The organism is Rhodococcus sp. LB1, from assembly GCF_001583455.1.
GTDB lineage: Bacteria > Actinomycetota > Actinomycetes > Mycobacteriales > Mycobacteriaceae > Rhodococcus_F > Rhodococcus_F opacus.
Map to the genome: position 1 here is coordinate 18,040 of NZ_LTCZ01000082.1, position 974 is coordinate 19,013.

1 protein-coding gene and 1 pseudogene are annotated in these 974 nt (G+C 67.6%); both read right to left on the reverse strand.

Annotation, left to right across the window (positions count from 1 at the left end):
* Window positions 1-214, reverse strand: a pseudogene (locus AZG88_RS53600) (formate dehydrogenase accessory sulfurtransferase FdhD); the annotation flags it as partial.
* On the reverse strand, window positions 214-974 hold a 761-nt coding region (locus AZG88_RS14740; RefSeq protein ID WP_331712266.1), incomplete at its 5' end, for a molybdopterin dinucleotide binding domain-containing protein. The gene AZG88_RS14740 and the pseudogene AZG88_RS53600, both read right to left, overlap by 1 nt.

Below are 974 nucleotides of genomic sequence, written 5' to 3' on the forward strand. Positions count from 1 at the left end.
ACGCGATGTCCGCGCGGTCGGCGATGATGCCCTCGGTCAGCAGAAACCCCTGCGCCAGTTCGACATCCGATCCAGGGGTGCGCATGGTGACCGCCAGCGGTGTCCCGTTCACCCGGATCTCGAGCGGCTCCTCCACCACCACGGTGTCCGGGCGGGTGGACTGCCGGGTGTCGGTGATCCGGGTGACCGGGGTCCGGGTGGTCACACGCCCCATCACAGACGCCGTTCGAGACGGATCGTGATCGCCTTCGACACCGGGGTGTTCGACTTGCGGGCCACGTGATCGAGCGGGATCAGCGGATTCGTCTCCGGGTAGTAGGCGGCGACGTTCCCCCGCGGCGTCGGGTACGGCACCAACCGGAAATCGTCGGCGCGGCGCTCCTGCACCGTCCCGTCCGGGGCTTCCCACTCGGAGACCAGATCCACCCGGTCCCCGTCGGCGTACCCGAACGCGGCGATGTCCTCGGGGGCGATGAACAGCACCCGGCGTCCGCCCTTGACACCGCGGTAGCGGTCGTCGAGACCGTAGATGGTGGTGTTGTACTGATCGTGCGAGCGCATCGTCTGCAACATCAACCGGTCCTCGGGCACCGGCAGCCAGGACAGCTCGTTGACCGTGAAATTGGCCTTCCCCGTGCCGGTGACGAACCGGCGCTCGTCCCTCGGTGGGTGCGGCAACCCGAACCCGTCCGGCCGGCGGACCTTACGGTTGAAGTCCTCGAACCCGGGAATGACCCGTGCGATGGAATCGCGGATGCGGTCGTAGTCGGCGGTGAATTCCGTCCAGGGCACTGAGTGCCCGGGACCGAACAAGGCCTGCGCGATCCCGCACACGATGGCGACCTCGCTGCGCAACTGGTCGCTGGCGGGTGTGAGGCTGCCGCGGGACAGGTGCACCATCGACATCGAGTCCTCGACCGTGACCTGCTGTTTCTTACCGGACTGCACGTCCTTGTCGGTGCGGCCCAACGAGG